At 54.4% G+C, this 24,986-nt stretch carries 21 protein-coding genes and 3 tRNA genes; 14 read left to right on the forward strand and 10 right to left on the reverse strand.

Features of this window, described 5'->3' with window-relative positions; genetic code table 11:
• Positions 1–93: 93 nt before the first annotated feature.
• The 13 genes from ACJJIZ_RS06715 (at position 94) to ACJJIZ_RS06775 (ending at position 11,925) form a co-directional block, all read left to right on the forward strand.
• Positions 94–170, forward strand: a tRNA-Met gene (locus ACJJIZ_RS06715).
• A 41-nt stretch (positions 171–211) separates the two neighbouring features.
• Positions 212–288, forward strand: a tRNA-Met gene (locus ACJJIZ_RS06720).
• Between the two features lie 37 nt (positions 289–325).
• Positions 326–402, forward strand: a tRNA-Met gene (locus ACJJIZ_RS06725).
• A gap of 136 nt (positions 403–538) precedes the next feature.
• Positions 539–1,003, forward strand: coding sequence for a ribosome maturation factor RimP (gene rimP / locus ACJJIZ_RS06730; RefSeq protein ID WP_108734364.1), 465 nt, complete (start codon positions 539–541; stop codon positions 1,001–1,003).
• 42 nt (positions 1,004–1,045) lie between these two features.
• Positions 1,046–2,548: a transcription termination factor NusA gene (nusA, locus tag ACJJIZ_RS06735; protein ID WP_413663186.1), complete on the forward strand. Its 1,503-nt coding sequence runs from the start codon at positions 1,046–1,048 to the stop codon at positions 2,546–2,548.
• A 64-nt stretch (positions 2,549–2,612) separates the two neighbouring features.
• Positions 2,613–5,507 (forward strand): translation initiation factor IF-2, encoded by a 2,895-nt coding sequence (gene infB, locus ACJJIZ_RS06740; protein WP_413663185.1) that lies wholly within the window; start codon positions 2,613–2,615, stop codon positions 5,505–5,507.
• An 89-nt stretch (positions 5,508–5,596) separates the two neighbouring features.
• Positions 5,597–5,995: a 30S ribosome-binding factor RbfA gene (gene rbfA, locus ACJJIZ_RS06745; protein WP_108734361.1), complete on the forward strand. Its 399-nt coding sequence runs from the start codon at positions 5,597–5,599 to the stop codon at positions 5,993–5,995.
• A 3-nt stretch (positions 5,996–5,998) separates the two neighbouring features.
• Positions 5,999–6,940, forward strand: coding sequence for a tRNA pseudouridine(55) synthase TruB (truB, locus tag ACJJIZ_RS06750; protein ID WP_108734360.1), 942 nt, complete (start codon positions 5,999–6,001; stop codon positions 6,938–6,940).
• A gap of 146 nt (positions 6,941–7,086) precedes the next feature.
• Complete coding sequence (rpsO, locus tag ACJJIZ_RS06755; protein ID WP_252083174.1) at positions 7,087–7,356, forward strand: 30S ribosomal protein S15; 270 nt, start codon at positions 7,087–7,089, stop codon at positions 7,354–7,356.
• Positions 7,357–7,619: 263 nt separating this feature from the next.
• Positions 7,620–9,743, forward strand: a complete 2,124-nt coding sequence (gene pnp / locus ACJJIZ_RS06760; protein WP_444911446.1) for a polyribonucleotide nucleotidyltransferase — start codon at positions 7,620–7,622, stop codon at positions 9,741–9,743.
• Positions 9,744–9,857: 114 nt separating this feature from the next.
• Positions 9,858–10,508: a hypothetical protein gene (locus ACJJIZ_RS06765; protein WP_444915625.1), complete on the forward strand. Its 651-nt coding sequence runs from the start codon at positions 9,858–9,860 to the stop codon at positions 10,506–10,508.
• Positions 10,501–10,905, forward strand: a complete 405-nt coding sequence (locus tag ACJJIZ_RS06770; RefSeq protein ID WP_413663182.1) for a GFA family protein — start codon at positions 10,501–10,503, stop codon at positions 10,903–10,905. The genes ACJJIZ_RS06765 and ACJJIZ_RS06770 overlap by 8 nt, the downstream gene beginning before the upstream one ends.
• 51 nt (positions 10,906–10,956) lie before the next feature.
• Positions 10,957–11,925 carry a zinc transporter ZntB gene (locus ACJJIZ_RS06775; RefSeq protein ID WP_444911445.1) on the forward strand — a complete coding sequence of 323 codons (969 nt, stop codon included), beginning with the start codon at positions 10,957–10,959 and terminating at the stop codon, positions 11,923–11,925.
• 55 nt (positions 11,926–11,980) lie between these two features.
• Here ACJJIZ_RS06775 and ACJJIZ_RS06780 read toward each other — a convergent pair whose 3' ends face one another.
• The 7 genes from ACJJIZ_RS06780 to pcnB form a co-directional block, all read right to left on the reverse strand.
• Positions 11,981–13,543 (reverse strand): hypothetical protein, encoded by a 1,563-nt coding sequence (locus tag ACJJIZ_RS06780; RefSeq protein WP_444915626.1) that lies wholly within the window; start codon positions 13,541–13,543, stop codon positions 11,981–11,983.
• A gap of 164 nt (positions 13,544–13,707) precedes the next feature.
• Entirely contained in the window at positions 13,708–14,745 is a 1,038-nt protein-coding gene (locus ACJJIZ_RS06785) for an endonuclease/exonuclease/phosphatase family protein (protein ID WP_444915627.1), read from the reverse strand.
• Between the two features lie 398 nt (positions 14,746–15,143).
• Complete coding sequence (locus ACJJIZ_RS06790) at positions 15,144–15,935, reverse strand: acyl-CoA thioesterase (RefSeq protein ID WP_444915628.1); 792 nt, start codon at positions 15,933–15,935, stop codon at positions 15,144–15,146.
• A gap of 78 nt (positions 15,936–16,013) precedes the next feature.
• The gene (gene panB / locus ACJJIZ_RS06795; RefSeq protein ID WP_413663177.1) at positions 16,014–16,826 is read right to left on the reverse strand and encodes a 3-methyl-2-oxobutanoate hydroxymethyltransferase; all 813 of its coding nucleotides are present in this window, start codon (positions 16,824–16,826) and stop codon (positions 16,014–16,016) included.
• A gap of 5 nt (positions 16,827–16,831) precedes the next feature.
• The gene (locus ACJJIZ_RS06800; protein WP_444915629.1) at positions 16,832–17,518 is read right to left on the reverse strand and encodes a deoxynucleoside kinase; all 687 of its coding nucleotides are present in this window, start codon (positions 17,516–17,518) and stop codon (positions 16,832–16,834) included.
• A 101-nt stretch (positions 17,519–17,619) separates the two neighbouring features.
• The gene (gene folK, locus ACJJIZ_RS06805) at positions 17,620–18,096 is read right to left on the reverse strand and encodes a 2-amino-4-hydroxy-6-hydroxymethyldihydropteridine diphosphokinase (RefSeq protein ID WP_444915630.1); all 477 of its coding nucleotides are present in this window, start codon (positions 18,094–18,096) and stop codon (positions 17,620–17,622) included.
• Positions 18,096–19,472: a polynucleotide adenylyltransferase PcnB gene (gene pcnB, locus ACJJIZ_RS06810; RefSeq protein WP_444915631.1), complete on the reverse strand. Its 1,377-nt coding sequence runs from the start codon at positions 19,470–19,472 to the stop codon at positions 18,096–18,098. Before pcnB ends, folK begins: the two co-directional genes overlap by 1 nt.
• Before the next feature lie 6 nt (positions 19,473–19,478).
• On the opposite strand from pcnB, the gene ACJJIZ_RS06815 reads away from it, so the two are divergent.
• Entirely contained in the window at positions 19,479–20,102 is a 624-nt protein-coding gene (locus tag ACJJIZ_RS06815) for a hypothetical protein (RefSeq protein ID WP_444915632.1), read from the forward strand.
• A 182-nt stretch (positions 20,103–20,284) separates the two neighbouring features.
• Here the strand turns inward: ACJJIZ_RS06815 and ACJJIZ_RS06820 are convergent, their stop codons facing one another.
• The 3 genes from ACJJIZ_RS06820 to ACJJIZ_RS06830 form a co-directional block, all read right to left on the reverse strand.
• Positions 20,285–21,676, reverse strand: a complete 1,392-nt coding sequence (locus ACJJIZ_RS06820) for a sigma-54-dependent transcriptional regulator (protein WP_444907386.1) — start codon at positions 21,674–21,676, stop codon at positions 20,285–20,287.
• 129 nt (positions 21,677–21,805) lie between these two features.
• Positions 21,806–24,769, reverse strand: coding sequence for an ATP-binding protein (locus ACJJIZ_RS06825; protein ID WP_444907387.1), 2,964 nt, complete (start codon positions 24,767–24,769; stop codon positions 21,806–21,808).
• Positions 24,759–24,935, reverse strand: a complete 177-nt coding sequence (locus ACJJIZ_RS06830) for a hypothetical protein (protein WP_169337099.1) — start codon at positions 24,933–24,935, stop codon at positions 24,759–24,761. The genes ACJJIZ_RS06825 and ACJJIZ_RS06830 overlap by 11 nt, the downstream gene beginning before the upstream one ends.
• Positions 24,936–24,986 lie beyond the last annotated feature (51 nt).

The following is a 24,986-nucleotide window of genomic DNA, read 5'->3' on the forward strand; positions in this document are numbered from 1 at the left end:
TCAGCACCAATAGAATGCGCAGCCTCTTGAGTGGTTGGGCAGGTCCCACCGCAGGGAAACAAAGATCAACCAGGCTTTGTTTCTTGGAGTTGTTGCGGGGTGGAGCAGCCTGGTAGCTCGTCGGGCTCATAACCCGAAGGTCGTAGGTTCAAATCCTGCCCCCGCTACCAATTTTACCTTCGGGTAAAATGTTTGATTGCGCTTTTGTTGTTGCGGGGTGGAGCAGCCTGGTAGCTCGTCGGGCTCATAACCCGAAGGTCGTAGGTTCAAATCCTGCCCCCGCTACCAACTTTCCTTAGGGAAACTTTGATTGCGCTTTCGTTGTTGCGGGGTGGAGCAGCCTGGTAGCTCGTCGGGCTCATAACCCGAAGGTCGTAGGTTCAAATCCTGCCCCCGCTACCAAATTTTGCATTCGTGCACACTGACTGCACGAATGTGCGGTCAAAGCCCCGTCAGGGGCTTTTTCGTATCTGCAAGAAAAGTTGCAGATATTTTTCGAAGTGGGCCGTAGGCCCATTTTTTGTATGTGGTGACGAGAATGGCGAGCAAACGCGAATTGCTGGAAGAGCTTCTGGCGCCGGTGGTGGCATCGCTGGGGTGTGAGTTGTGGGGTATTGAGTACCAAACCCACGGTCGCAACGCGCTGCTGCGCATTTATATCGACTCCGAAAACGGTATTTCCGTTGAGGATTGCGAGAAAGTGAGCCGCCAATCCAGTGCTGTACTGGATGTGGAAGATCCCATCAGTAGTAAGTACACACTTGAAGTCTCTTCCCCAGGGCTCGACCGCCCTCTTTATAAGCTGGCCCAGTACGAGCGCTTTATCGGCGCCCAGATTGAAGTTCGCCTGCGTATGCCTCTGGATGGGCAGCGTAAGTGGCGCGGACTGCTGGCCGGTGTAGAGGGTGATGAAGTGGTTCTGCGTGTAGATAGTGAAAACGAATACCTTTTGCCGATCGACAGTATCGAAAAAGCAAATATCATTCCCCAATTTACCAAATAACCTGTAGGAGCCTGAGCTCAGGCGATTTTGAGGCACAGTTGCATGAACAAAGAGATCTTGCTGGTAGCCGAGGCGGTATCCAACGAGAAGGGCGTTGACCAGGAGATTATTTTCCAGGCCATCGAAGCGGCATTGGCAACGGCCACGAAGAAGCGCTACGACGAAGATTCAACCATTGAGGTTATCATTGATCGTCGTTCAGGCGATTACGAGACTTTCCGCAGCTGGGAAGTGGTCGGTGATGAAGTCTTGGCTGAGTTGGGTACCCAGTTCACCCTGGAAGAAGCTCACGAAAAAGATGCTGACCTGAAAGCAGGTGATGTTTTCCGCGAGCAGGTGGAAAATGTAGAATTTGGCCGCATCGCTGCACAGACTGCAAAGCAGGTCATCGTACAAAAGGTACGTGAAGCCGAGCGCGCCAAGGTTGTAGACGAGTACCGCGATCGCGTCGGTGAGATGGTTAGCGGCACTGTGAAGAAGGTGACCCGCGACTTTATCGCTGTAGACCTGGGCAATAACGCCGAAGCGCGCCTGCCCCGCGATCAGCTGGTTGGTCGCGAAATTTTCCGGCTCGGTGATCGCGTACGCGCAATCCTGTTGGAAATCCAACCGGAAGCCCGCGGCCCCCAGCTGATGCTGAGCCGCTCCTGCCCGGAAATGATTGTCGAATTGTTCCGCATTGAAGTGCCGGAAATTTCCGAGCAGGTAATCGAAATTAAAGGCGCGGCCCGCGATCCCGGGCTGCGTGCAAAAATCGCTGTAAATACCAACGACGGTCGCATCGACCCGGTGGGTGCTTGTGTGGGCATGCGCGGCGCGCGTGTTCAGGCGGTATCCAACGAGCTGTCTGGTGAGCGCGTAGATATCGTTCTGTGGGACGAAAACCCCGCTCAGTTCGTTATCAATGCGATGGCGCCAGCAGAAATTGAATCCATCGTGGTCGACGAAGACACCGGTTCTATGGATGTAGCCGTGGCAGAGGAAAACCTCGCAATGGCTATCGGCCGCAGCGGCCAGAATGTGCGCTTGGCCTCCGAGCTGACCCAGTGGCAGATCAATGTCATGAGCAGTGACGAGTGGCAGAGCAAGCAGGAAGCCGAGTCCAGCTCCATCATGCAGGTGTTTATGGATCGCCTGGATATCGATGAAGACGTTGCTGGTGTGCTGGTTGAAGAGGGCTTTGCCTCTCTTGAAGAAGTAGCTTATGTACCCATCGAAGAGATGCTCGCAATTGAGGGCTTCGATGAGGATATCGCTGAGGAGCTGCGCGCCCGCGCCAAGGACACCCTGTTGACCCAAGCGCTGGCATCTGAAGAGAAGCTGGATGCATCTGAGCCCCAGGAAGACCTTTTGAATATGGACGGTATGGAGCGCCAGCTGGCATTCCAACTGGCCAGCCGTGGTATTTCCACGATGGAAGACCTGGCAGAGCAGGCTGTCGATGACCTGCTGGATATCGAAGGTCTCGACCAGGAGCGCGCTGCAGCGCTGATTATGAAGGCGCGTGAGCCCTGGTTTGCCGATGACAGCGGCGAAGAAGCTTAAATGCAGCGAAAAATAACTTACGTATAAGTAACCCCCTCCGACCAAGTGACTTTTAGGAGAGAGAATGGCCGAAGTAACAGTTAGTGAACTCGCCAAATCGGTTGGTGCCACCGAAGACCGTCTGCTCAAGCAGATGAAAGAAGCGGGTTTGCCTCACACCTCTGTGGATGCAGTGGTGTCAGACGAGGAAAAGCAGGTCTTGCTCAGTTTCCTGAAAAGCAGTCACGGGGAGCAGGGCGCCGCGCCGCGCAAGATCACCTTGAAGCGCAAAACCACAAGCACGCTGAAGACTGGCTCTGGCACCGGCCGCAAGACTGTGAATGTGGAAGTGCGCAAGAAGCGCACTTATGTGAAGCGCCCTCAAGCTGAGCTTGAAACCGTAGCGGCAGGCGAAGAATCGAGCAGCCCCGAGCAGGAAGCGGCAGTCGATGCCCTGCAAAATGAGCAGGAAAGACTGGAGGCCGAAGCCGAACGCGCTCGCGTAGAAGCCGAGGCAGAAGCTGCACGCCTAGCGGCGGAAGAAGAGGCGCTAGCCAAAGCCGAAGCCGAGGCGAAAGCCAAGGCTGAAGCCGAAGCGAAAGCCAAGGCCGAAGCAGAAGCAAAAGCCAAGGCTGAAGCCGAAGCGAAAGCAAGCAATGAAGTAAAAGCCGATCAAGATGCGGCTAAATCAGAGGATAAGACCGCGGAAAACGTAGTGAAAAAGGCAGAGCCCGCCGCACCAATCCGCTCAAGCTACTCAGACGATATCGAGGCAATGCGAATTGCCGCGATGGAGCGTCGCAAGCAGCAGGCTGAGCAGGAAAAGCGTGAACTTGAAGAGAAGAAAGCTAAAGTAGAAGCTGACCGACGCGCAGCCCAGGAAAAGAAAGAGAAAGCTGCGCAAGCTGCACAGACAGCCAAGGCTAAGCCAGCACCGGCAAAAAGTGCTGAGAAGACCTCTGAGGTCAAGCCAGCTCTGCGTCGCAAGCTGGAGGCAGCATCCACTGCTCCCGCTGAAGCTGATCGCTCTGAGGATGAGCCGCGTAAACGTCGCGGTCGCCGCTCCAAGTCCGGCCCGAAAAAATCCAGCAAAACCGCTCTGTACGAACAGGCGCTGGAAGTATTTGAGGAAGACGAAGCATCCAAGCGCAGCACGCGCTCCCTGTCTCGTCCGACCTTGAAGGTTAAACCTACGCACGGCTTTAAAAGGCCCACGGAGAAACAGGTGTACGAAGTACAGTTGGGCGAAACCATCACTGTTGGCGAGCTGGCCAAACAGATGAATGTGAAAGCCGGTGACCTGATCAAGCGCCTGATGAAAATGGGCGAGATGGTTACTATCAACCAGAGCCTGGACCGTGAAACTGCACAGCTGATCATCGAAGAGATGGGCCACAAGGTGGTATTCCGCTCTGAGAGCGAGCTGGAGGAAGCGCTGGTTGCCGAGACCCAGGCCAGTGAAGGCACTGAGGTGTCCCGCGCACCAGTAGTTACCGTTATGGGTCACGTTGACCACGGTAAAACCTCCCTGCTGGACTACATCCGTAAGACCAAGGTGGCTTCCGGTGAGGCCGGTGGTATTACCCAGCACATCGGTGCTTACCGTGTGAAAACCAGCCAGGGCGAGATCGCTTTCCTGGATACCCCGGGACACGCCGCCTTTACCGCAATGCGCGCCCGTGGGGCCCAGGCAACTGACGTAGTTATCCTGGTAGTGGCTGCTGACGACGGTGTGATGCCGCAGACTGAAGAAGCTGTGAACCACGCCCGCGCTGCCGGTGTACCGCTGGTTGTTGCAATCAACAAGTGCGACAAAGAAGCTGCCGATCCCGATCGTGTTAAAAACGAGCTGGCTGCGAAAGATGTAATTCCTGAGGACTGGGGCGGTGATACCCAGTTTATCAATGTGTCTGCACACACTGGTGAAGGCATCGACGACCTGCTGGAAGCGATTTCCCTGCAAGCAGAGATGCTGGAGCTGAAGGCCAAGGTCAAGGTACCGGCAACAGGTGTTGTGATCGAATCCCGCCTGGAAAAAGGTCGCGGTGTTGTGGCCACCCTGCTGGTACAGAACGGCGAGCTGAAGCGCGGCGATATCGTACTGGCAGGCCAGAGCTACGGCCGTGTTCGCGCCATGACCAACGAGCTGGGCAAGCAGGTTAAAGAAGCTGGCCCTTCAACTCCGGTTGAGCTGCTGGGTCTGGACACCACACCCAACGCTGGTGACGAGTTCATGGTGGTTGCGGATGAGCGCAGAGCTCGTGAAGTAGCTGAACAGCGCGGTGATAAAGAGCGTCGTGAGCGCATGCAGCGCCAGCAGGCGGCCAAGCTGGAAAACATGTTTGCGAACATGGAAGCCGGCGAGCGCAAAGTACTGCCGGTTGTTATCAAAGCGGACGTTCGCGGCTCCCTGGAAGCTATCCTGGGCGCACTGGCGGATATCGGCAACGAAGAAGTCTCTGTCAACGTCGTGTCCAGCGGTGTAGGTGGTATCGCCGAGAACGATATCAACCTGGCCCTGACCTCCGGCGCTATCGTACTGGGCTTCAACACCCGTGCTGATGTGGCTGCCCGAAAGGTTGCTGAGACAGAAGGCGTAGAGATTCGTTACTACAGCGTGATCTACAACCTGCTGGACGAAGTGAAGCAGGCGCTGTCCGGTATGCTTGATCCGGAAATACGCGAAGAAATCGTGGGTATTGCCCAGGTTCGCGATGTATTCCGCTCACCGAAGTTTGGCGCCATTGCCGGTTGTATGGTTACTGAAGGTACCGTCTACCGCAACAAGCCGATCCGCGTACTGCGCGACAACGTTGTGATCTACCAGGGCGAACTGGAATCCCTGCGTCGCTTCAAAGACGATGTGCAAGATGTGCGCAACGGCATGGAGTGTGGTATCGGGGTTAAGGACTACAACGACGTTAAGTCCGGTGACCAGATCGAAGTTTACGATATCGTTAAGGTTGCTCGCGAACTCTAAGGAGTTCCGCAGCGGATCGAGGATAAACCCGCGCGGCCTAGCCGTGCGGGTTTTCCTGTCTTTAAACCGCCATTCTCAATAGGTAAACAATGGCAAGAGAATTTCATCGCGCAGACCGCGTCGCCGACGCCATGCGCCGCGAGCTGGCCCAGCTGATCCAACACGAGATTCGCGATCCTCGCCTGGGTATGATCAACGTCAATGATGTTGAAGTCAGCCGCGACCTAACCGTTGCTAAAGTTTTTGTCACCCTGGTGGGTGAGGATGATCGCAGCAAAATTAATACCTCTATCGAAGTGCTGAATAAAGCCGCCGGCTTTCTGCGCACGCAGCTTGCGCGCGCAATCCAGATTCGCACTATTCCCCGTTTGCACTTCCGCTACGATGAGACCTCGGTGCGCGGCCAGGCGCTGTCTGCCCTGATCGACAAGGCGGTTAAAGAAGATCGCAAACACCAAGACGACGATAGCGACTCCAACGAAGATTAATCCATGGGCCGCAGACCAAAATGGGGCCGGCCGGTTCACGGCGTGCTGTTATTGAACAAGCCCGCCGGGATTACCGCCAACGACGCCCTGCAAAAAGCCAAACGACTCTTTTTCGCCAATCGCGCCGGTCATACCGGAGCGCTGGACCCCCTGGCAACCGGCGTATTGCCGATCTGTTTCGGCGAAGCGACCAAGTTTTCCCAGTACCTGCTCGATGCGGACAAGCGCTATCGCAGTACTTTTGTTTTCGGTATGACCACTGCTAGTGGCGATGCCGATGGCGATGTACTGGAAACCAAAGATGCTTCCGGTTTGACTGAAGAAGCCGTGCTGAAAGCGATGGAAGCCTTTCGCGGTCCCATCAAGCAAGTGCCGTCCATGTACTCGGCCCTCAAGCACAAGGGGCAGCCGCTGTATAAGTTGGCGCGCCAGGGCTTGGAAGTGGAGCGCGAGGCGCGGGAAGTAGAGATTTTCGAATTTGAACTGCTGAGCTTTACACCGGGCGCCCAGCCCCGTGCAGAAGTTGAGGTTCACTGCTCCAAGGGCACTTATATTCGCAGTATTGCCGAAGACCTGGGCCAGGCTCTGGGTGTCGGTGCCTATGTGGAAGAGTTGCACCGCAGCGCAGCCGGTCCCTACGTCGAGGCCGATTCAGTGACTCTGGATGAGCTCACCGCGGAGCGCGGTGAGGGCATGGCGGAGGAGTTGGATCACCACCTGTTATCGGTGGATTCTCCTGCCTCCTCGCTGCCCAAACTCACCCTTCCGGACGAGTCTGGTTACTATGTGCGTCAGGGGCAGCCGGTAATGGATTTGCAGGTCTACCGTATCGGTGAAGAAGGTGATATGGTGCGCCTCTTCCTGGAAAATGGCGATTTTCTGGGCGTAGGAGAAATTACTGACGACGGGTGCGTAGCGCCTCGGCGTCTGGTAAGTAGTACTTAAGCAGAAAACGCTATATTGGTGAGAGCCGATAGCGGTTGATGTGAGAGTATTGCAGTGGACTAAGTCCACAACAGTGAGTAGCTGGTCTGTAAATATGCACGGGCCAGCCGAATCTTTTAAAGCATATTACGACGAGGTTAATCGTTATGGCACTGTCTGCAGTAGAAAAAGCAGCAATCCTGAAAGAGCACGGCCAATCTGAAGGCGACACCGGTTCTCCGGAAGTCCAGGTAGCCCTGCTGACTGCCAACATCAACAAACTGCAGGGTCACTTCTCTGCGCACAAGCAGGATCACCACTCTCGCCGTGGTCTGATCCGCATGGTAAACCAGCGTCGCAAGCTGCTGGACTACCTGAAGCGCAAGGATCTGAACCGTTACGCACAGCTGATCGCTAAGCTCGGCCTGCGTCGCTAAGACCCTGGAATGCCCGCCTCTGGCGGGCTTTCTTCTTTAATGCTTGCTGAAAAGTGGCGCTGTTGTCACTTTTCGGCAGTTTCGCAACACAACCCCAGGGACAAATATCCCGGCGGATGTGCTGCGTTTGCACCGGCCACCCGGGTCGGTAGCGGTACATCCCCGTATCGCTCTGGATTGAAGGTTTGGAACTTCTATCCAGGCAACCACTGTAGGGGTTACTGGAATGGGCCAGTAACCGTAAGGAAATAGGAAAAAAACTAGTGAATCCAGTAAGCAAAACTTTCCAATACGGACAACACCAAGTCACCATCGAGACCGGCCGTATCGCGCGCCAGGCTACCGGTGCTGCCCTGGTTAGCATGGGAGAGACTGTTGTCCTGTGTACTGTTGTCGGCGCTAAAGAAGCCAAGCCTGATCAGGGCTTCTTCCCGTTGTCCGTGCACTATCAAGAAAAAGCCTACGCGGCTGGCAAAATTCCCGGTGGTTTCTTCAAGCGTGAAGGCCGCCCGTCTGAAAAAGAAACCCTGACTTCCCGTCTGATCGATCGCCCGATCCGCCCGCTGTTCCCGAACGGCTTTATGAACGAAGTTCAGGTGATGTGTACTGTTCTCTCCGCTGAGAAGGACATGGACCCGGATATCGCTGCCATGATCGGCACTTCCGCAGCGCTGTCTGTTTCCGGTATTCCTTTCGCAGGCCCAATCGGTGCTGCGCGTGTGGGTTACACCCAGCAAGACGGCTACCTGCTGAACCCGGGCTACGAAGCTCTGAAGACCTCCGAGCTGGACATGGTCGTTGCCGGTACCAAAGACGCCGTACTGATGGTGGAGTCCGAAGCCCAGGAGCTGCCGGAAGACATCATGCTGGGTGCGGTACTCTATGCACACCAGGAAATGCAGGCCATTATCAAGGTTTGTGAAGAGTTGAAAGCGGAAGCGGGCAAGCCCCAGTGGGACTGGCAGGCTCCGGCGGAAAACACCGAGTTGAAAGCTGCCCTGGACGCTCAGTTTGGCGAAAAGGTTGCCGAAGCCTACCGCATCACCAACAAGCAAGAGCGCAGCACCCGCCTGGCGGAACTGCGCAGCGAAGCCGCTGAAGCCCTGGCTACTGAAGAAATCAGCGCCGATCTGGTAAAAAGCTACTTCGGCAAGCTGGAGAAGAAGCTGGTGCGCGGCGCTGTCGTTCGCGGCGAGCCCCGTATCGACGGTCGCGACAGCAAAACTGTACGTTCGATTGCTGTGGAAGTTGGCGCTCTGCCCAAGTCCCACGGCTCTGCGCTGTTCACCCGTGGTGAGACCCAGGCTCTGGTAGTGGCTACCCTCGGTTCCACTGGCGATGCACAGATCATCGACGCCCTGGAAGGTGAGCGCAAAGACTACTTTATGCTGCACTACAACTTCCCTCCCTACTCTGTAGGTGAAGCGGGTCGTGTAGGTGCTACCGGTCGTCGCGAAATCGGTCACGGCCGCCTCGCTCGTCGCGGTATCGCTGCAGTTCTGCCGAGCCCGGATAGCTTCCCCTACACCGTGCGTGTAGTTTCCGAGATCACTGAATCCAACGGTTCCAGCTCCATGGCTTCCGTATGTGGTTCCAGCCTGGCGCTGATGGATGCGGGTGTTCCGCTGAAGGCACCGGTAGCCGGTATCGCTATGGGTCTGGTGAAGGAAGAAGAAGGCTACGCGGTTCTGACCGATATCCTCGGTGACGAGGACCACCTCGGCGATATGGACTTCAAAGTAGCGGGTACCGCCTCTGGTGTGACCGCGCTGCAGATGGACATCAAGATCGAAGGTATTACCGAAGAGATCATGGAGACCGCTCTGGAGCAGGCTCTGCACGCGCGTCTGCACATCCTCGCGGAAATGAACAAGGTGATCGACTCTTCCCGTACCACCGTGAATGAGAACGCACCGCGCTACGCGACCCTGAAGATCCATCCGGATAAGATCCGCGACGTGATCGGTAAGGGCGGTGCGACTATCCGCTCCATCACTGAAGAGACCGGCGCCTCCATCGATATCGAAGATGACGGCACTATCAAAGTCTTCGGTGAAGACGGTGAGAGCCTGGAAGCGGCGGTAACCCGCATCGAGGAGATCACTGCGGAAGCTGAGATTGGCGCTATCTACGAAGGTACCGTGGTACGTATCGTAGACTTCGGTGCGTTCGTTAACTTCCTGCCGGGCAAAGACGGTCTGGTGCATATCTCCCAGATCGCTGAAGAGCGCGTAAATGCCGTAACTGATTACCTGAGTGAAGGTGAGAAGATTAAGGTTAAGGTACTCGACGTTGACCAGCGTGGACGTATCAAGCTTTCTATCAAGGAAGCCAAGGCCGATGCAGCTGCCGCTGAAGAAGCCAAGCAAGCTTCCGACGAAGCTTAAGTCTACGGACTGAAAAAACCCGGCTTTTAAGCCGGGTTTTTTTGTATCTGCCGAAGCGGAATTGTCGCTTATTACCGGTTTTCTATTAGAATTCTGGAAAAAAAGGGCAAAACATTGGACAACTTCTGGCTGATCGACATTCTCCTCACCCTCGCCGCACTGCTGATAGCCAATCAGTACTGGCGTCTTACCAATGCTCGCTTCCAATCAGCTGCACTCTTGGTGATGGCGGGTCTTCTATTTATCGCTGTCTCCGCGATTGTCGGTGCTTATCGCTACGGTATTGATCCCGGGGCAACCCAATTACACCGGGCTTTACTGCAACTATCCGGGTTTAGTTCGCTGTTACTAATTGGAATAGGGTTGGTTTGGGCACGTTTCGAGATAGGTATTGGACAGAGTACCCGGGGACCCGCTTATGTAGTGCTGGTGCTGGTATTGGCCTCGTCTATTGGCGTCTCGGAAAGTGGCAGGTTATCGCCGCAGGAAGTGACAGAGGTATTTTCCGCCCTGGGGCTTCTATTGTGGTTGTGGGTTGCAATGATGGAATTGATGTCACCGCGACGACTACCGCCACCGGGTCCTTTGTTACTGGGGGCAGGGGCAGTAGTCATTGCAATGGATGGATTGTTTGTGGGTACCGGCGCTCCGCGGGTGCTGGGTTTGGCGCGTACAAACTGGTTCCACCTGCTGCTGGGCCTTTCGCTGTTTTCACTGTTGGCTGCCCGCCCGTTATTTGAAAAGGACAATAATTCAAATGAGTAAAGTTACTACTGAACTTCGCGGAGGTTGCCACTGTGGCGCTATTCGCTATCGGGCGCGGCACGAGCGCGACTCAGAGGAGAAACTGGTAGCCCATGCGTGCAATTGCTCGATGTGTGAAAAAGTGGGTTTTCTGCACGTCATTATTCCCGCTGAAAACTTTAAGCTGGAGTCTGGGGAAAAAGACCTGGATTGTTATACGTTTAATACGGGAGTGGCCAAGCACCTGTTTTGTCGCCATTGCGGCGTTAAGTCTTTTTATGTGCCGCGCTCCAACCCGGATGGCTATAGTCTTAATGCGCGCTGTTTTGATGAGAGGCCCGGAGACTTGGAGGTCGAACCTTTCGATGGTCAAAACTGGGAGCAGAACGCCGCAGAGCTGGCCCATCTCAGTAAATAAGTCGCGCAAAGAAAGTGATGCTCCAATCAATATCAGGTGATATGAGAGCTTATGGAAACTGGTCTGGTCTACGCTGTCTTACTCGATCGCAAAGGCTCGGGCCGAGAGCTTTCCTGGGCAGAGGTGAAATCCTGGCAACCTGATCAGGGAATTCTCTGGTTGCATTTTGACTACGACAGCACCAACACCGTCGAGTGGCTGCAACAGGATAGTGGACTCACAGCTACGGCGATAGAGACCCTGTCTGCGAAGACAACGCGCCCCTGTGTAATGACTGTGGATCAGGGGCTGATGTTGGCTATGTACGGCATTGAGCGAAAATCCAAACCGCGTGCAAAGGATATGATCGCCATTCGCATTTGGGCCGAGGAAAACCGTATTATCAGTACCGGCCGACGGAAGTTGCTTTCAGAGGATGACTTGCTTTCTCGTTTGCGCAGTGGCTTTGGTCCCCGTGGAACTGCGGCTCTTTTGATGTCCCTGGCAGATCTGTTGGTCTTGCGTATGTGTGATCGGGCCGAAGACTTCGAAGAAAAAATCGATGACCTGGAAAACCTGTTATTAGATAAGGGAGGTTCGGAGCTCTCTTCCCTACTGGTTCGGCTGCGCAAGAGAACTATCGTATTGCGACGCTACTTATGCCTGCAGCGGGAGGTGCTCGGGCGTTTGCAGCAGGAATCCCTATCCTGGTTTGATGAGCACAGCCACGCCCTCTTGGGAGAGGTAAATGATCGGTTACAGCGCCATGTTGACGATATCGATGCGGTAAGGGAGCGCGCGGCAATCGCTCAGGAGGAATTGTTGAGTCGCACTTCGGATCAGTTGAATAGTCGTATGTATGTACTATCAGTGGTGGCAGCAGTTTTTCTGCCGCTGAGCTTTCTCACTGGATTGTTTGGGATTAATGTCGGCGGTATTCCCTGGGGACAGTCGTCCTTGGGCTTTATTGCTTTTTGTATCTTGCTGGTGGTGGCATTGGCTGGGCAGATCGCTTTGTTTTACTGGAAAAAGTGGTTGTAGTTATCTTTTGAAGTATCCTAGCTAAATAGGTTATTTCAGTTATCTGGGCTGCCAATCAGCCACGAAACCCTATAGACCTTACGATTCGATCAGCATTCGCCATAATGGTAAAGGTGATGGTTGAGCCTGCAATATTGGGAAAGTTGGCAGAATCCACAATATGGACATTTTTAAAGTGTGCCGGCCTTCCTAAGAGGTCTGAGCGGAATATCTCATGTTTTCCTCCCATCGGGAAACTGCCACCAAGGTGGAAGCTTTTGCCTGGTGGTAGTACGGTGAGAAAGAAGGGGGGGACCATACCAAGCCTTATCAGTGAACGCCTTATTAAAGACTGTGTTCTTTGGGCGATTTCTCGGGCTCTCGTATTTTCAATTCCTCTTATTTCTATTGAAGAGCTATCTGCTTGTTTGTCGGTTAAAGTTAGTTCCAATGAATCAGAATCCTCAGAGGACATAAAACCCTGAATTACGTATAAGCGATCCAAGGCGACTTGCTTTGGGAAAAGGGGGGGAAGTAGAGATGTTAATTGTTCTTCAATAATTTGGCTTCGACCATAAAGTTGGAGGTGTATTTGTTCAGGACTTATGTTTGGATTGTCAACTTCTAGAAAGATTTCTGCGAGGGTAAACTCAATCTCATAACGATACCCTTTGTAGAGAAAGAGGGGGAAGAAAAAATACTGGCTGTTTTTGATTTTGATTGGAGTATTTAATAGATTGAGGGATCTTGCCAGTATTGTAGTGGTGGCAAACTGGCCAGTTGCGAGAAAAACTTTCTGTGCGGTAATTTTTTTTATTTTGCTATTGGTTATATCAACTGCAATCACGTCTACGCCTTGACTTGTTTCATGAATCTCCAGGACAAGAAGACCTTTATGTATGGTGAGTTTGTCTTTTTGTAGTTTTTCAAACAAGTATTTAGGGTTGAAAATAGATTGGTATGGGCATCCGTCAAAGCAGTGGCCGCAATATCTACACCCATGCTCCCCCTTGCTTGCATCTACCGCTAAGCGGGCTCGACCAAATTCAATGCCATTCCTCTGGAGATTACTTTCAATAGCCTTCATTTTTTTCAATAAGAAATCTGTCGGCGCATTTCTTTTGATGGCAGTAAAGTTGTTAGGGAATAGTGGATACTCGTTGTTGAGATTGTCTATCTCCGCACTTATAGGCATATAGCGGAGTACATTTTTGTAGGATGGCGTTAGTTCATTTAAGGAAATAGGCCAATTTGCTAGCTGACTTTCACTGTAGGGCATGATAGCTGCACCCCATACGTTCCCAAGCCCACCAAAGCCATGGGAAAATTCTGTATTACAGTTTTTTGTCGTAATGCTGAGAGGTTTTGGTACTCTGTATGGAAAGTCAGACCCAAATAGATATCTTCTTTCCAGGCCTTTTCGGGAGGCTACTGGAGCTGGAAACAGTTTATCTTTGTCCTCCTGAGTCCATGCATCAATGTTTTTTTTGGATAAGATATTAACTTGGTATTTGATATCGTCTTCAAGGTCATATGAAACATCAACGACTTCAACTTCTTGCCCAATATCTTGCAATGCCTTGACTGTAGCGATACTCGCAGGACCACTTCCGACAACTAGGTTCTTAATCCTGTCCACTGAAAGCCCTTCCCGCCAAGCATGCGGTTTATGCGTGGGTTAAAGTTCTCCTCAATAAGCAAAATTGTAGCTGGATTGGGTTTTCAGTCCGGTGTCGTTCACTTTGTCGGTAAATTGGTTAAGCCCCTTCCGATCCCCTGCGGAAGAGGCTGTGTGCCGCTCGTTTAGTGTTTGACCCATGAGAAGTCTACAAATACTGGGTCGTGGTCGCTCAGCCCTGTGTACTCCGCGGAGCCAATGTAGTAATTGGTTACGTCCAGCGTGTAATTGGGGTTGTTATTAATAACGACGACATGATCGGTATCGTCCTGAAGTTCATCAGCACAGGCTTCCAAGCTGGTGTCGCTGCCAGATAGCATATATTGGCAGGCATGCTTGCCGCCGGTTTTGGCAAAAAATGCTTTCCAGGTTTGGTAGTTTGTACCGCGCCAGCCGTCGTCATTTTCATCAAACGCCATATTGAAGTCACCGGCCAATATGACTGTGGCATTACTTGAGTGGGCGACGATCATATCGGCAATCTGGTCGAGTTGCTTGGCTTTGGCATTTAGGTCATCGTCTTGGTGTCCTGCATCCATATGGGTGTTGTACACATGAACATGGAAGTTTTTGGTCACTTCAACTTTTGCTACGGTAAAGCCTTTTTCGGTATCACAGTCATTACCTGCGCACTTATCAAAAGTTTCCTCCTCATAAGTGGCGAAGGTGTAGTCGTCATCATCGCGATTATCTCGGTCAAACGGAAACTTGGAAAAGGTCAGCAGGCCATTGCCAAAGCTGGTACCAGTGCCTTTCCAGTGTTTGGAGCGATAGGGGACTGTATCGTTATCGAGCTTGTCGTCGTCGTCCAGATAATTGGCTTTGGTTTTGCTCCAAGCTTCCTGCATCAACCAGAGGTCTTTGGGGTTATTATCAAAAGTGTTAATAATCTGTTTGAAGTCAGATTTACTGTTGCCGCCTATACACTCCAAAAATCCATCCATGTTGTAGACGATCATGTCAAAGCTGCCTGAATTGGCATCGACAAATTCAGTGTCACCGTATTCATAACCGTCCAGGTCTTTTGAGCCTGTATCGTCGACATCATCAATAAATTCAAACCAGTTACAAGAAGTAATTGCATCCCAAACGTCTTCAAAATCTACTGCTGCGGCGGAATGGCTGAATAGAAGTGTGAGTGAAAAAAATATTCTTTTTATCATTATTGCTCTCCAACTTTGTTATTACCGACGGTTTTGTAGTGGGGTCGAAAATTGAGGCGTTTCTCTGGCGGCCCCTTTGTTTTCGATGGAGGGGATGATGGATAGCGTAGATTACAAGTTGGAGTAAAGGAGGTTTTTTTTATTTTATTTTTCTGTAAGGGCGGCGCGAATTATTTTTTTCATAAAAAAATAATAAAAATCACGAAAGTTGTATATTTTTATGCAGGTAATAATTGATTCGTTAGGCGGGTTAAGCAGGATCGGGAAGTATTATTTAGAGTGGTCTGAAGGCTGCAGAAAAGTTACAAAATTCTTTAGGACCGCTTAAATGGTTCCATCCGTGGAGCCAAGGCACTCAATGAGTGGCGGTAAAGGGATAGTTGATCGACGAGTGCTGGTTAACCAAAGATAGTGACCATTTGGCGGGAGAGGGCGGTTAAACGTCCATCGGCATCCCACAAACGGGCCTGTATTACTGCGTAGCCATCCTCGGCCTGTTCCACTTCGGCCTCGTATTGCCACCAATCAGAAGCGGTGTGCTCTGGAAGTGGCTCCATAAACTCCACTGTCCATGTTAATGAGCTGGCGGGAGCCGGCTCTTTCATCATCGGGAGTGTCGCCGGTGGCCAGGCATCGATCAGTGCGAGTAAGTGGCTGATACCAGTACGGCTCTCACTGCCATCCTTAAATCGTACCCAGCCACCTAAAACTCTCTCTTTCGCGCCGCTGAAAGGCAGGCCCCCACATGCGATACGGTAATCGAACTTCTGTGTAAATTCCGGCACTACACCTTCGATATAGGGCAGGGGCAGGCATTTATCCGGGGTGGGGTACTCCGGTGCTGAGGGACCTTTGGCGAGAACGGATGACTCCCTGCCGCGGCCAAAACTGGCGAGGCCCGCCAGCATAACGGCATCATCCTGATCGAGGTGCCCCTGTACCTGAGTGACAGAGCGGCCTGCGCGGAGGACATCCGCGCGGGTGTTAATCGCCCCTGGGGCAACCGGGCCTACGAATGAGGTGGTAAAAGAGCGCAAGCTGCTGTCAGAAGGCAGCTCTGAAGCCATCTGCTCATACAACATTGCGGCTACAAGGCCGCCAAATGTAGCCCGCCCCTGGGTCCAGCCTTCGGGCACAGAAGTGGCGCCATTGGTCGAGAGCCAATCCTGGATTAGTTGGTCGAAAGTCATAGTGTTACCGCTTGAGAGCGGCAGGTGGGACCTGCCGCAGAAAAATACCGGGTGAGAAGCACCCGGATGAGGGGAGTATTATTTAAATATGTGTTCCTCGCCGGGGAAAACGCCTTGCTTGACGTCCTCGGCGTATTTGCGCAGGGCCCCGGGAATATCCTCGGCCTCTACCAGGAAGTTTTTGGAAAACTTGGGGGGCTGTTGGGTGAGGCCCAGGATGTCATTGATTACCAGTACCTGGGCATCGCAGTCGCGGCCCGCGCCTATGCCGATGGTGGGCATGGATACGGCTTCGGTAATACGCTTTGCCAGGTCGGCGGGTACACATTCCAACACCAGCAGATCAGCTCCGGCTTCGTCGAGTTGTAGGGCGTCTTCGAGGATTTGCTTGGCGTGTTCTTCGTCGCGCCCCTGAACGCGATAGCCTCCCAGTTTGTGTACTGATTGAGGGGTGAGGCCCAGGTGGGCGCAAACGGGAATACCGCGATCAGTAAGAATCTTCACGGTGTCGGCGAGCCAGGCGCCTCCCTCGATCTTCACCATATGTGCACCGGCCTGCATGATCCGGGTTGCATTCTGGAGTGCCTGCTCTGGGGTGGCGTAGGTCATAAACGGCATATCCCCCATAATCAGGGACTTCTTATTGCCGCGCGCGACCGCCTCGACGTGGTAAATCATTTGCTCCATCGTCACTGGCACGGTGCTGTCGTAACCCAGCACGGTCATGCCCAGGGAATCTCCGACGAGCAGTGTCTCAACCCCGGACTTTTGTGCCATCGCAGCCATAGGGGCATCGTAGAGAGCAACGGTAATAAACTTCTCACCATTCGCTTTCATTTTTCGCAGGGTTTGAACGGTTACGAGCTTTTCTAATTCAGAGGGTGCATACATAACGATTAACTTCCTGGGTTGTAATAGTGCCGGCCACTGGTGATCGTGAACAGATATTCGACCAGCTGTTGGTAGTCCTCTGGGCTATCGACAATGTCGATCTCCTCGGTATTGACGATGAGTAGAGGCGCCTCATCGTAAAAATGGAAAAAGCGGGTGTAGGCGTTGTTGAGGGTGGCGAGGTACTCATTGCTTATCGCCTGCTCAGCCGGGATTCCCCGATTGCGGATTCGGGCTTGCAGCACATCGAGGGGGGCTTGCAAATAGATCACCAGGTCCGGCTTGGGTGCTTCCAGGGTGAGGTGTTTGTACACCTGTTGGTATAGGTGCAGCTCATCCTTATCCAGGGTGACTTCAGCAAACAGCTGGTCCTTTTCGATCAAAAAGTCCGACACCCGCACCGGCTCAAAGATATCGTCCTGCCGCAGTGCCTGGATTTGCTGTGATCGCTGGAGGAGAAAGTGCAGCTGGGTGGGCAGTGCGGCGTTTTGGGGGTCCCGGTAGAAACGCTCCAAAAAGGGGTTCTCCTCGGGTAATTCCAACAGCGTGTCGTAATTGAATGTGGAGGCCAGCTTCTTTGCCAGTGTGGTTTTTCCCACACCAATATTGCCTTCCACCGCGATAAATTTAGGCGGTGTTTTATTGGACAGGTTGAGTTCAGCTGTGCTGGTCTCGGGTTTTTCGATAACCACTTGAGCGACTCCTCTTTGTCTGGGGTCTTCCCTGATGAGTTGCAAACGCAAAAGTACTATTGAGAGGGCCGCCCGTCGAGTAGTTGGGGAGCCTCAGTCGATCAAACCTTTTCCAGGCGGTTTTCCGGGCAGCCGTGTAAGAGTGCTGGAAGGGCTCCCAATCCGGGCAGTTCCATCGCGGGAGCCAGTTCAGAAAGGGGTAGCAGTACGAAGTTGCGCTCGGCCATGCGCGGGTGTGGGACCTGTAGGCGGGGCTCATCGATTTGAGATTCCCCAAACAACAGGATATCCAGGTCCAGGGTGCGGGCGCCCCAGCGGATGGAGCGCTCGCGCCCGTGGGACAGCTCGATAGATTGGAGCTGGTCCAGTAGTGCTAGCGGGGACAGTGCTGTTTTCAATGCTGCGACGGCATTGATGTAATCGGGTTGATCGCCGGGGCCGACCGGGGCGCTTCGGTAAAAGCTCGAACACTCCAATAATTCTGTACTGGGGATTCGTTCCATGGCCGATAGGGCGCTGCGCAGTTGTTTGCCGGGCTCTGCCAGGTTACTGCCCAGGCCGATGTATACCGTTTCCATTACTGTTCTGCTCTCGGCTTGCGACGGCGGCCGCGAGAGTTACGGTTGCGGCGCCCACCGCTGCCTGTGCGCTGTAGCTTGCGCACCATTTGCTGGCGCTGCTCATCGTCGGCCTGTTGGAAGTCGGTCCACCATTTGCCCAGGCCCGCTTCAATCTCGCCAATTTCTTCCCGCAGCAACAGGAAGTCGTAGGCGGCGCGGAAACGGGGGTGTTCCTGTAAGCGCTGGGCCCGACTGCCACCGCGCTGGGGCAGGCGCTGTTGCAGGTCCCAGATTTCCCGCATGGGGATTGAGAAGCGCTTGGGAATAGCGGTGTGGGCCAGCTGTGAACTGGTAACTTTTTGTGCCGCTTGGGCCAGCGCTGGCGCTGGTGGGGTGCCCTTGGCAATCAGCTTTTGTTGCTCGGTGCTCACCGCAGGCCAGAGTAGGGCGGCGTAGAGGAACGCTGGGGTAACACGCATATCGGCGCGGATGCGTTGGTCCGTGTTGCGCAGGGCTTGTTGGGATAGTTTCAGGGCCGCGTTGTTGGCCTCAATTTGTGCGGCGTTATCCGGGAACAGGTGTTGCCAGAGCTGGTACTGGCGCAGCAGCTCAAAGGTGCGCTCTCCGTGGCCACTCATCAGCAGCTTGAGAATCTCATCGAACAGGCGAGCCGGGGCAATATTGCGTAACAGTGGCGCCAGCTCGTGCAGGGGAGCCTCGGTCTTGCCTTCAATAGTGAAATCCAACTTGGCGGCGAAGCGCACCGCGCGCAGCATGCGCACCGGGTCTTCCTTGTAGCGGACCTCTGGGGAGCCGATCATTCGAATCAGGCGCTTTTCAATATCTTCGACACCGCCGGTGTAGTCGTGGATTTCGAACCCTTTGGTGGTGTAGTAAAGCGCGTTGACCGTGAAATCCCGACGCATGGCATCACTTTCCAGGTCGCCATAGACATTGTCACGCAGCAGCATACCGTGTTCGGACTGCTTGGCCTCGTGGGTCTCGCCATCGCTGTGGTGACCGCGGAAGGTAGTCACTTCGATAACTTCACGGCCTATACGGGCGTGCAGGATGCGAAAGCGGCGACCGACAATGCGGGCTCCGCGAAAAAGCACCTTGGCCTGCTCTGGAGTGGCGTCGGTGGCCACATCGAAATCCTTGGGGTGACCGCCGAGCATCAGGTCGCGTACACCTCCACCTACGATATACGCCTGGTATCCGGCATCCTGAAGGCGCTTCATAACTGTTAAGGCCGCGCGGCTGATTTCTCGGCGCGAGATGCTGTGGTCGTTGCGGGCGATAACCCTGGGGCCTTTACTGGCCGGCTTGCGCCAGCGTTTGATACTACTAATCAGGTTGTTGAGCATACGGCTGTCTATGTTGACTGCTGCCATTTAGGGATGGCCGGGAAAGCCCCGCTGTGCTTGGCCACGCATTGGTTGGCGGCCTGTATAAGTGGTGGTCCCTCTGGGGAGATTCACGATGGCACTGCTGGAGCCTCTATACCTGGGCTACCCCAGGAGCGAGTCCGGAAAGGAGCCTCAGTGGCTGTTTATCCTCAGAGATCGGGACTCGCGGGCGCGATTCTAACACACGCAAAGGAATGCGCCCGCAATATGCGGGTGCCTGTAAGTTCGGGGGAAAAGAAATATGGGAATTATTATTACCAGTATGAAGGCAGCGGCTTCCTTGCGCTCTCAATTTGCTTTCAAGCAAACACCCTCTCCCAGGTACAGTTCAGTCAGTTTGCAACGCGCTTGTTGTTATTCTTATTCTTCTTGAGTTTTATTGTTATTGTTTATTGTTGTTCTTGCGGTTTTGGCCACTCATTGCTTTTATTGTCGGCCGCCCCATTATTTTTATTATGTTTCGCCCCACTTATTGTTAGTTGTTATAGGGCTTTTAACAGTCATTTATTTTTATTGTTGGCTGTTTTCAATTTTTGTACTAAGAGTAAAGCACTTAGTATGCCAACTTTTAAAAATCCTTATAAATCAATAACTTACGATCTTTACGAAATTTGACGGAACTTTTCTGAGAGCCATTGCGTTACGGAAGGTGCGAGAGTTGTTACTTCTGGGTGGGTGTGGGTAACACTCTGGTTGGTAACCCTTGTGGGGGTGGGGTAACAAAGTGATCGAAGGAGTTTGACAGGTGAGGGCGGATTGGGAGCAGGGGGCGAAGCCCCCTGAGGATAGCGTTAATTTTAAGCTTCTGCGGCGGCGCTGCGGCGGCTCTTCTTGCGGGGAATGCCCAGCTTTTGGCGTCGTTCCCACAGGCATTTGCGGCTGACGCCGAGCTTCTTGGCCAGGTCTGTCTCACTCATTGTGTCCTGGTGCTCAATAACGAAGCGGGCGAAGTAGTCTTCCAGGGACAGGTCCTCACGGGGGTCGGTGTGCAGACTGCGGGGGCGCGGGATGCCATCGGCCTCTTCGATCGGCACCAGGTCCAGATCGATATCCAGGGTTTTGTGGTCGATCTCGCGGCTGTTCTTATCCGTCAGGATCACAGCGCGCTGGATGGCGTTCTCAAGTTCGCGCACGTTACCGGGCCAAGTGTAGGTGGTAACAGCCTGGATGGCTTCCGGTGACAAGCGCAATAAAGGGCGCTCGATCTTGGTGCAGAACTTTTCCAGCAGGTGCTCTGCCAGTGCTAGGACGTCTCTGCCTCGCTCGCGCAAGGGGGCAAGCGTCATTTGCACCACATTGATGCGGTAATAGAGGTCTTCCCGGAATTTACGCTCCGCTGACAGCTGGCGCAGGTTGCGGTGGGTGGCTGTTACCAGGCGCACATCCACTTTGCGGGATTCGATCGAGCCAATTGGCCGTACTTCGCCTTCTTGCAATACACGCAGCAGGCGGGCCTGTGCCTCCAAGGGCAGCTCACCGATCTCGTCGAGGAACAGGGTTCCTCCATCGGCTGCCGCTACCAGTCCCTCCCGGGAGCTCTGGGCACCGGTAAATGCACCTTTCTCGTAGCCGAACAGCTCAGATTCAATCAGAGTGTCGGGAATCGCGGCACAGTTGACGGAGATCAGGGGTTTGTTGGCCCGGCGGCTCTCCTCGTGAATAGCCCGGGCAACCAGTTCCTTACCGGTACCGGTTTCACCGTGCACCAGGACGGTGGCATCTGTGGGGGCAACTTTATGGATGCGACCATAGAGCTCCCTCATCACTGGGCTGCTGCCAATCATGCCGGCGATAGTGCCGGTATTCTCTTTCTCGTTGACGGGCTGGGCGCGATTCTGCTCTGCTTTGCCTATGACCCGGCGGACGGTTGCGAGCATTTCGTCGTGGTCAAAGGGCTTGGCGATATAGTCTGCGGCGCCCATACGCATGGAGTCCACCGCAGAGCGGAGGCTGGCGTAACTGGTCATGATCAGTACCGGAATATCACCGGCGTGCTTGAGAAGGTCGGTGCCCGGTGCGCCGGGCAGGCGCAAATCGGAAATAACCAGGTCAACTTCATTGAGGCGGTACTTGGTGAGCGCCTCCTTTACCGAACCCGCTTCACTGATTTTGTAGCGGTGCCGCTCTAAAAGCTTGCGCAGCGCCGTTCGGATAATGGCTTCATCTTCGACGATGAGGATGTGGCTCATATGTTACGCCTGGTTACAAAATGCTCAGTAAGCGCCTAGTTTTACCCGGGCGCCGTTTCGATGCAACTCAAAAACGGTTAATCGGGTTATTTTTGCACAAATAATGATCGATATGGTTGTCCAGCCACCTCAGTCTCCCAGGGGGAGTTGCACAATAAAGCGGGCGCCAGTCCCGGTTTCTGGGTTGGCCGGACTGACCAATTCCAGCTGGCCGCCGTGCTCCTCGACAATGCTGTAAACCATTGCCAGCCCCAGTCCCGTGCCTTCCCCGGGCTCTTTCGTTGTGAAGAAGGGCTCCAGAATCCGTTCCCGATGCTGAGCTGAAATTCCCGGCCCGCTGTCGGTGACAGAGACACAGGCGCTGCCGCTCTTGCGATAGCCCTCAATTACAATCTGGCCGCCATCGGGGCTAGCATCGCGGGCATTGCTTAGCAGGTTGATAAATACCTGGATCAGGCGCTGGTTATCTCCCGGAGCGATCAGATCCTCGGGTACCTGATTCTCAAACTGGACCTGGGTTTTATCCCGTTGCAGGGACAGCAGGTTGACCGCTTCCTGCACACAGGCGTAGAGATCTACTGGAGCCCGCTCGCTGCCTTCCTGATTGCCACTGTGGGAGAAGTTGACCAGTGAGTGGACGATACGGCTGATGCGCTGGGTTTGGCTCAGGATTTGATCGGCTGTTTCAAGGACTTCCGGATTGTCACAGTCGTATTGGAGGTTTTGCGCCAGGCAGGCGATTCCTGTGACCGGGTTACCCACTTCGTGGGCTACGCCGGCGGCCAGGCGACCCACAGAGGCCAGGCGCTCGCTGTGGATAAGTTCCTGTTCCAAGACCTGTGTTTCAGTAATGTCCTCCAGTAACAACATTTGTGCATCGCCGCGCTCGTCGCGGGAGCGTTCGCTGCGGCTGCGTTTTTGCCGTGCCTTGTGCAGGTTGAGCCAGTGGCTATTGCCGTCGAGGCTCACCTGTTGCTTAAAGCGGCTGGCATCAGTGGATAGGGCGAATTCCCCCAGCAGGCTGCGCCAGGGTTCCGCCAAGTATTCCAGTTTCGAGCCGATTACCTCGCTGGCACTGATACCGGTGAGGTCCTGCATGGCGTAGTTCCACAGCAGGACTTCTCCGTCGCGCCCCAGGGAGCAAGCGGCCATTGGCAGCTCTTCCAGCATTTGGCGGTGATACAGACGCAGGTTATTGAGTTCTGCGGCCAGGCCAGTGAGCTGGTGCTTATAACGGCCCAACCGGGTCTCGATCAGGTGAATGTCCTTGTTTGCCGGCTGATCGCTGTTCTGGAACGGGAAGTGTCGATCAATAATTTGCACCGCCAGAACACGCCCCAGCAGGCCGGAGAGATTGGACTCCAGCTTGTTGCGCAGTTGACGCAGGGCGTAGGGGCGGCGCTCGTTGTCCGGCAGATTGAGGGCGGCGAGAGCGCGTTTAACTTCTTTATTCGCAGTAGCGGCTCCGAGGCTTTCAGCCAAGCGCAGGCGAAAATCTGCGGCAGATTCCACATCCAGTCCCAGGCGCAGAGCCTGGGCGATGGTGTCGTCGCTACACAGGTCAGCGGCGTACTGCTCCAGGCTGCTGGTGCGGGTGAACAGAGATAGGCCGACAAATAACAGGACATTGACCCCCAGTGACAGGGTGGTGATCTGTGTCCAGATAGACATCCCCAGGGGGATCTGGAGGGAGGTGCCGGGCAGGGTGATGCCGGTAATCCCAAAAATTGACGGAATTAGCAGGCCGCCCCCCCAAAGCAACATGCCCGCCAGCAGGCCACCGACAAATCCGCGTCGATTGCCTCGCGGCCAGTGGATTACAGCAAAAATCCCAGGCAGAAATTGGAGTGATCCGATAAATGCCAGCAGGGCCAGATCCGACAGGGAGAGTCGGTTGTTGAGTAACAGGTAAAAGGCAAAGCCGGCAATAAATAGAGCGGCGATCAGAGCGCGGCGCAACCACACCAGCTGCCGGTACATATTGTCCTCAGAGTGCCAGCGGGTGCCGGGTAGCAGCCAGTGGTTCATCACCATGGTGGCGAGGGCCAGGGTGATCATAATCAGCGCGCCAGTGGCTGCTGACAGGCCGCCGATAAAGGCCAGGGTGGTGAGCAGTGCCGAGCCACTGGCGCGGGGAACCGCCAGGGAGAAGTACTGCACCGGGCCGGCCACATCCAGGGCAAAGCCCGCCCACATGATGGGGAAGATGGGCAGGGCCATCAGCAGCAGGAACAGGGGGAAGCCCCAGCTGGCGGTGCGCATTGCCTGTCCGGTGGGGCGCTCGGCAATACTCAGGTAAAAAATATGTGGCATAGCCACGGCAGTGGCGATAAACACCAACAGTAGGGTATGGGATGAGCCCTGCTTGATGGGGGTGTAGAGCAGCTGGTGCATATCGGGGTTCTCCAGCAGCCACTCATCCAGGCCGGAAAACCCTCCGAAGACGCCGTAAATGGCATAGCCGCCCACAGCGGTGAGAGCCACCAGTTTTACCAGGGACTCCAGGGCCATGGCACTGGCCAGGCCCTCGCCACGCTCGCGGGTAGCGCCGTACATACTGGTGAATACCGCCAGCAGCACGCAGTAGAAAAATGCGATTAAATTTTTGCTCGATACACCGCTGTCCGGCAGCGCCAGGGCTGCCACACTATCCCGCGACAGCAGCGCCAGGGTCTCAGATACCGCCTGGATTTGCAGGGCGATCAGGGGGAGCAGCGCCAACAGCATAAACAGGGTGGCGAGAGTCCCCGCCTGGCGGCTGTGATAGCGGAACACCAGAAGATCTGCCGGGGAGTACAGCTGGTAGCGCTGTGCCAGGCGCGCCAGTGGCTCCAGGGCTACTGGCGCAAACAGGAACATGGCGCCGGTGCCCAGATAGTAGGCGAGTACCCCGTAACCATATTGCCAGGCCAGGTCGACGATACCGTAGAAGGTCCAGGCCGATAATGATACGCCCAGGGAGAGCACATAAACCAGCGGATGGCGCACCCAGCGGGAAGGCAGCCAGCCCTTGGAGGTGGCGAAGGCGACAAAAAACAGGGTGGCGATATAGGCCACTCCCACCAGGGCAATGTGGGCAATATCAAAGCTCATTCGATTTGCGCCTCCACTGGATAAAAATCGCCAGTAGGATCAGCACGAACCAGAGGATAAAAGGCCGGTACCAGGCGCCGACGGGATTGATCATCCAGGTAAAGATGGTGGGGGAGAATACATAACCCACCAGTACCAGCAGAATTAATAGTGTGCGGTTACTCATAGATCGCCTTGAAAACCCGCTAGAGAAATTTGTTGCCCGCGCACTGTACCG

The organism is Microbulbifer maximicatervae (SeqCode), from assembly GCF_052467225.1.